General features: G+C 54.7%; 6 protein-coding genes. All 6 read left to right on the forward strand.

The features are described from left to right. On the forward strand, positions 1–1,363 hold a 1,363-nt coding region (locus HHJ19_RS13880), incomplete at its 5' end, for a DNA gyrase C-terminal beta-propeller domain-containing protein (RefSeq protein WP_296908361.1). Beyond that, positions 1,360–1,932 (forward strand): DUF2059 domain-containing protein, encoded by a 573-nt coding sequence (locus tag HHJ19_RS13885; protein ID WP_296908363.1) that lies wholly within the window; start codon positions 1,360–1,362, stop codon positions 1,930–1,932. The genes HHJ19_RS13880 and HHJ19_RS13885, both read left to right, overlap by 4 nt. Next, a complete protein-coding gene (gene serC, locus HHJ19_RS13890; protein WP_296908364.1) occupies positions 1,929–3,035 on the forward strand; it encodes a 3-phosphoserine/phosphohydroxythreonine transaminase in 1,107 nt (368 codons plus the stop codon). The genes HHJ19_RS13885 and serC overlap by 4 nt, the downstream gene beginning before the upstream one ends. Position 3,036: 1 nt before the next feature. Further along, complete coding sequence (gene pheA, locus HHJ19_RS13895) at positions 3,037–4,119, forward strand: prephenate dehydratase (protein ID WP_296908366.1); 1,083 nt, start codon at positions 3,037–3,039, stop codon at positions 4,117–4,119. A 52-nt stretch (positions 4,120–4,171) separates the two neighbouring features. Then, entirely contained in the window at positions 4,172–5,050 is an 879-nt protein-coding gene (locus tag HHJ19_RS13900) for a prephenate dehydrogenase/arogenate dehydrogenase family protein (RefSeq protein ID WP_296908369.1), read from the forward strand. 10 nt (positions 5,051–5,060) lie between these two features. Further along, the gene (locus tag HHJ19_RS13905; protein ID WP_296908371.1) at positions 5,061–7,061 is read left to right on the forward strand and encodes a bifunctional 3-phosphoshikimate 1-carboxyvinyltransferase/cytidylate kinase; all 2,001 of its coding nucleotides are present in this window, start codon (positions 5,061–5,063) and stop codon (positions 7,059–7,061) included. Positions 7,062–7,348: the final 287 nt, after the last annotated feature.

Consider the following 7,348-nt stretch of genomic DNA (forward strand, 5'->3'; position numbering starts at 1 on the left):
AGACTACTACCGACCTTATGGGCTCGAAGCGGTCTTCGGCATGGGCCACGATGGTCTCTACCGCCTTTCTGAAACGCAGACGCAGGAGATTCTGCAGATGCGTCTGCAACGTCTGACTGGTCTCGAGCAGGACAAAATCGTCGCTGAATATAAGGAAGTCATGGCCGAGATCGATGATTTGCTCGATATCCTGGCAAAGCCGGAACGGGTTTCCACCATCATCGGCGAGGAACTCACGGCGATCAGGCTTGAATTTGGGCAGACCAAATTAGGAACTCGACGCAGTCATATTGAACATAGCTCGTTTGACCTCAGCACTGAAGATTTAATAGCGCCGACCGACATGGTTGTCACGTTATCGCACACCGGCTACATCAAAAGCCAACCTCTGTCTGAATACCGCGCGCAAAAACGTGGCGGCCGCGGCAAGCAAGCGACAGCGACCAAGGAGGACGATTGGGTTGATCAACTGTTTATTGCAAACACGCATGATTACATCCTGTGTTTCTCGGACCGGGGTCGGCTCTACTGGCTCAAAGTCTGGGAAGTTCCTGCTGGATCGCGTGGATCACGAGGCCGCCCTATTGTCAATATGTTCCCCCTGCAGGACGGTGAAAAAATCACTGTGGTATTGCCTCTGACGGGCGAAAAACGCAGCTTTCCGGCTGACCAGTATATTTTCATGGCCACCTCGATGGGCACCGTCAAGAAGACCACACTGAACGAGTTCAATAATCCCCGCAAGGCGGGCATCATCGCTGTTGACCTCGACAATGGTGACTACCTGATTGGGGCCGCCTTAACCGATGGAAAGCATGACGTCATGCTGTTCAGCGATGGTGGCAAGGCTGTGCGTTTTGACGAAAACGACGTGCGGTCCATGGGGCGAAATGCGCGCGGTGTGCGGGGAATGATGCTCGATGATGGCCAGCGCGTGATTGCAATGCTGGTGGCCGGAGACGAGCAGCAAAGCGTTCTGACCGCCACGCAGAATGGTTATGGCAAGCGTACGTCGATCACCGAATACACCAGGCATGGCCGCGGTACCAAGGGCATGATTGCCATTCAGCAAAGCGAACGCAACGGCAAAGTTGTTGCAGCAACACTCGTTCACGCTGATGATGAAATTATGCTGATCACTGACAAGGGTGTACTGGTTCGTACGCGCGTCAGCGAAATTCGCGAAATGGGAAGAGCTACCCAAGGCGTCACGCTCATTGGGCTCGATGAAGGCTCGCAATTGAGCGGCCTCCAGCGAATAGTCGAGAACGACGCTTCACTGAAGGAAAATGAAACTGATACGTCTACGGATCTCCAAAACAACGAAGGCGACAACACCTCCAACCCGGAAAGCAACTCATGAAAAAACTGACCATTACACTGGCGATCGCCATCCTTGGTTGCACTACCGCCTTGCATGCGCAAACGCCAGATGCAAAAACCGAATGGGCGACCAAAGTTGTCGCCCTGCAGCAAGGCCCGGAGCTTGACCGCCTGGTGGCACAGCTCGCTGGCAGTACGACCCAGGAGTTGATCGCCAATTGGGGGCCAAAACTGGAAGCCAACGTACCGAAAGCCAAACAGCAAAAGGCATCTGAAGACCTAAATTCCGAGCTCAAGAAGTATGCCGAAGACACCAACCAGCTGATTGGCAAGCAGGTCAAAAAGGTAAGCACCGACGTGCTGGTGCCCGCGTATGCAGAACGTTTCACACTGGATGAGCTCAAACAGATAGCCGCTTTTTTCGACTCTCCCGCAATCAAAAAATACCAAACCAGCGCACCCGAGCTGGGAAATGTATTCATCCAGAAACTGATTGAGGCATCGCGATCCGATGTGGTTGCACGCGCCAAGCAATTCGATGATGCAGCGCTGAAAATCGTCGGAACCGCAGCACCTGCACCTAAAGCCGGCAAGCCAGTCAAAAAATGACGCGGCCTTTCAATTTTTCAGCCGGTCCCGCCAACTTACCTGAAGAGGTTTTACAACAAGCCGCCATGGAAATGCTTGACTGGCACGGCAGTGGCATGAGCGTCATGGAGATGAGCCATAGAGGCAAGGAGTTCATTTCTATTTACGAAAACGCGGAGGCTGATTTCCGTGAATTGATGGCTGTACCAAAGCACTACAAAATTCTTTTCATGCAAGGCGGCGGACTCGCGGAAAACGCGATCGTCCCCCTGAATCTTTCACACGGCAAATCAGCTGACTTTATAGTGAGCGGCAGCTGGAGCGAAAAATCGCAAAAAGAAGCACGTAAATACTGCGACGTGCAAATTGCGGCAACCAGTGAAAGCAGCTATTTCACCAGCCTGCCGCCAACAGCAAGCTGGAAACTTAGGCGCGATGCAAGTTACGTTCACATCTGCACCAACGAAACCATCCATGGCGTGGAGTTTCAGGATCTGCCGGATTTGAACGCATTGGGCAGCGATGCACCTTTGGTAATCGATTTTTCTTCCCAAGTAGCGTCCCGCCGAGTTGACTGGTCCAAGGTGGGTTTGGCCTTTGGCGGTGCTCAGAAAAATCTTGGACCTGCCGGCGTGACGCTGGTGGTTGTCCGCGAAGATTTGATAGGCCATGCGCTGCCGATCTGCCCCAGCGCCTTTAACTACAAAACGGTAGCGGACAACGATTCGATGTACAACACGCCACCGACATATGCCATTTATATTGCTGGCTTGACTTTCCAGTGGCTCAAGCGCCAGAAAGCAGGTGATGCGACAGGCGTCCTGGCCATGGAAAAACGAAACCAAGCCAAGGCAAAACTACTTTACGACGCAATTGACCATTCCGGTTTGTATGTCAACAAAGTTAATCCGGACTGCCGCTCGCGAATGAATGTGCCATTTTTTCTGCGCGATGAATCACGCAACGAGGCCTTTTTGGCCGGTGCCAAAATTCTGGGTCTCTTGCAGCTGAAGGGCCACAAATCTGTTGGCGGCATGCGCGCGAGCATTTACAACGCCATGCCACTGGCGGGTGTTGAAACGCTGGTGAACTATCTGCAAGAATTTGAAAAAAAACACGCCTGACATGACTTCCAACCTCGCTGATTTACGCATCCAGATTGACGCGCTCGACAAGGAATTGCTGACTCTGCTGAACCGGCGTGCACTGGTTGCTGAACAGGTCGGAGAAGTCAAAAAACGCGAAGGCACGCCCTTTTTCCGGCCCGACCGGGTCGCCCAGGTGATCGAGAAGATTCAGCAGGCCAACACCGGACCGCTCAAAAATGAGCATGTGGCCGCAGTGTGGCGCGAAATCATGTCGGCCTGCTTGGCGCTTGAATCGCCAGTGGCGGTGGCTTATCTTGGCCCAGCCGGAACTTTCAGTGAACAGGCCGCGCTGGAGTTTTTTGGCACCAGTATTGAACATGTTCCCTGCCTACGTTTTGTTGAGGTGTTACGCGCCACCGCAGCCGGCAGTGCAAGTTATGGCGTGGTACCAGTTGAAAACTCCACCGAAGGCGTGGTTTCGCGCTCGCTTGATCTGCTGCTGAACTCCCCGCTGCACATAGTCGGCGAAATCAGCCTGATGGTGCGGCACAACCTGTTGCGCCTCTCGGACTCACTTGACAATATTGAGGTCGTGTATGCCCACCCGCAAGCACTGGCGCAGTGCCAGAACTGGCTGACAAATCATTTGCCCCATGTTGAACGACGCGCTGCGGCAAGTAATGCAGAGGGCGCACGATTGGCATCGACCAACCCGGCCTGGGCGGGCATCGCCAGCGACCGTGCGGCAAGCCAGTTTTCACTGCACTCTGCAGCGCGCGCCATTCAGGATGATGCATTCAACCGCACACGTTTTGCCGTGATATGTCTGCCGCAGACGCTTCCCTCCCCACTTGCTTCCGGAAAAGACTGCACAAGCATTGTGGTGTCAGTGCCCAACCGCCCAGGTGCCGTGCATGACATTTTGGTGCCGCTGAAAAACCATGGTGTTTCCATGACCCGTTTTGAATCGCGTCCGGCCAGGTCAGGCCAGTGGGAATACTATTTCTATATCGACCTGCAAGGCCATCCGACGCAAGATCATGTCAAGGCTGCGCTGGCTGACCTACAACGGCTTTGCGCGTTTTACAAAATCCTTGGCACCTACCCTGTCGGCGAGTGACAGGCGAATAGGGGCCACATGAAACGATTACAAAAGATGCTGGTGAGACGTCATGTTTGAACAATTAGGTCTCATAGGGTGTGGCCTGATGGGCGGCTCCTTTGCATTAGCGCTGAAGCGTGCCGGTTTGGTCAAACGTGTCGTCGGTTACAGCAAATCGCCATCCACCACAGAGCGCGCCCGTCAAATGGGCGTGATTGACGTGGAGGCACCATCGGCGCTGCTGGCAGTATCGGGTGCCGATATCGTATTGCTGGCTATCCCGGTGTCCGCCACCGAATCCACGTTTAAGGCCATCCGGCATCTGGTAGGCCCCACCACGCTCATCATGGATGTGGGCTCAACCAAACGGGATGTCGTAGACGCCGCAAGGCGTGTATTACGCGACAACGTCGGATCATTCGTGCCCTGCCATCCCATCACAGGCAAAGAGGTTTCTGGTGTCGAGCATGCTGATGCGGATCTTTATGCAGGCAAGCAAGTAATCCTGACACCAATTGAACGCACGCTCACCATTCAACTGAAAAAGGCGAACGATGTCTGGACTGCATTGGGCTGCCACGTGGTTCAGATGTCACCACAATCTCACGACGCGGCTTTTGCTGCGGTCAGCCACCTGCCTCACCTGATTGCGTTTGCCCTGATCAATGGCATTACGCAGCAGGAGCAGGGCAAAGACTACCTTTCGTTGGCGGGACCAGGATTTCGCGATTTCACCCGAATTGCCGCCAGCGATCCGCAAATGTGGCGTGACATCCTGATCGCAAACCGCGAAGAGCTGTTGCTGCAGTCGAAAGTCTTCCAGCAAACACTGCAATCCCTCGAGCAACTGATCTCCAGCGGCAGCGGCGATGCGCTGCAATCACTGATCGAGCAAGCCAGCCTGACTCGCGCCAACTGGCGTATCTCTTCGCCAAAATCCCAAAAATAAGTTTTGCTTCATGTTTGATAGTGAGTATCTGGATATTCCTCCACTGGCCAGCGCGGGAGGCGCGGTTAGACTGCCTGGCTCAAAGAGTATTTCGAACCGCGTGCTGCTGCTGGCGGCACTGAGTCACGGACAAACCACAGTCCATGACCTGTTGGCATCGGACGACACTGCCGTGATGCTGGCTGCACTAAAGCAGTTGGGCTGCACTGTAGCCAAAAGCGGCCGAAACGGTGAAAGTGCGGTAATTGGAGGGCTGGGTGGGCAGCTAGTCCAACGCAAGGCAACGCTTTTCATGGGCAATGCCGGCACAGCGATGCGGCCCCTGACAGCTGCGCTGGCGTTGCTGGGCGGTGAGTTTGAACTGTCGGGTGTGCCGCGCATGCACGAGAGGCCAATTGCCGATCTGGTCGATGCACTCAGGCAGCTGGGTTGCTCCATAGAGTACCTTGGCAATGAGGGATTCCCGCCTTTACGCCTGCTCCCGGGTCAGTTGAAGCTGGATCAACCCATTCACGTACGCGGCGATGTCTCCAGCCAGTTTCTGACGGCCCTGCTGATGGCTCTGCCGCTGGTGGCCCGCCGCGCTATTCGCGTCGAAGTAATCGGTGAGTTGATTTCACGACCGTATATCGAGATCACTCTCAACTTGCTCAAGCGTTTTGGCATCCAGATCGAGCGAGACGGTTGGCAACGTTTTACGATTCCTGCCGGTAGCCAGTACCGGTCGCCGGGCGAAATTCATATCGAAGGCGATGCCTCGTCTGCTAGCTATTTCATAGCTCTTGGCGCAATCGCAGGAAGCACTGATGGCCAAAATGGCATAGAGATAATGGGCGTTGGCGCGGATTCCATCCAGGGTGACATCCGTTTTATCGAAGCTGCCCGGATGATGGGCGCAAAGATAGACAGCACACCCAACTCGCTGCATATTTCGCGCGGCATTTGGCCACTCAAGGCGATAGAGCTGGACTGCAACCACATTCCCGACGCCGCCATGACGCTGGCCGTGATGGCGCTGTATGCTGACGGCACCACCATGTTGCGTAACATCGGTAGCTGGCGCGTGAAGGAAACCGACCGCATTGCCGCCATGGCCTGCGAGTTGCAAAAGCTGGGGGCCACGGTGGAAGAAGGGGCTGATTATCTGAAAATCACCCCACCCCGCCAAGCAAGCGCATGGAAATGCGCGGCCATTCATACCTACGATGACCACCGCATCGCGATGTGCTTTTCGCTGGCGGCATTCAATCCAGCCGAACTACCGGTGAGAATTCTGGATCCAAAGTGCGTTGCCAAGACTTTTCCGGATTATTTCGAAGCATTGTTTTCTGTCACCAAGGCTAAAACCGCCGATATTCCCGTCATCTGCATTGATGGCCCGACAGCCTCGGGCAAGGGAACGCTGGCCGCGCTGACGGCGCATCGGCTCGGCTACCACTATCTGGATTCAGGTGCCTTATACCGCTTGAGCGCTTTTGCCGCCTCGCGAGCAGGTGTTGCACTCGACGACGAAGACGGTGTGGCGCGCATAGCACGAGAACTGCCGGTGCGCTTCGCTGGCTGCTCTATTTTCCTTGGCGAAGAAGACGTCTCCAAAGCGATTCGCACCGAAGCTGCTGGTATGGCGGCCTCCCGGATATCGGCTCATTCTCAGGTCCGTACCGCCCTGATGGACCTGCAGCGCAGCTTTCGCGAACTGCCAGGTCTGGTGGCTGACGGCAGGGATATGGGTACAGTCGTTTTTCCAGATGCGTCGCTGAAGATTTACCTGACTGCCAGCGCGTTGCATCGCGCCGAGCGCCGCCACAAGCAGTTGATTTCAAAGGAGAAACCGACTACAATAGCAGCTATTCAGCTGGACTTAGAAGCGCGCGACGCCAGAGACATGTCTCGACAAGCCGCTCCGTTAAAACCGGCTGATAATGCCCGGCTATTAGACAATTCCTATTTGTCGATTGAAAAATCGCTGGATCAGGTTATTGAGTGGTGGCAAGGCACCCGGCCCTTCTGACTCCCGACGCGTAAAACCCTTTCATGGGGCGCTGGGTCAGCAGGAACATTGACGCAACCTGCGGTCCAACACTTGGTTTGTCCGCAAAACCACCCCAAACCGCCGCAAGCAGCTATAAAAACAATGGCAATTTCGCTATTGGAACTCTGTTCTGTGGATTAGGAAATTCATGTCTGAATCTTTTGCCGACCTGTTTAACGAATCACTGCAACGCTCTGAAATGCGCGCCGGTGAAGTCATCACCGCCGAAGTAGTGCGCATTGATCACAACCAGGTGGTTGTGAACG

This window comes from Polaromonas sp., assembly GCF_012927415.1.
GTDB lineage: Bacteria > Pseudomonadota > Gammaproteobacteria > Burkholderiales > Burkholderiaceae_C > Polaromonas.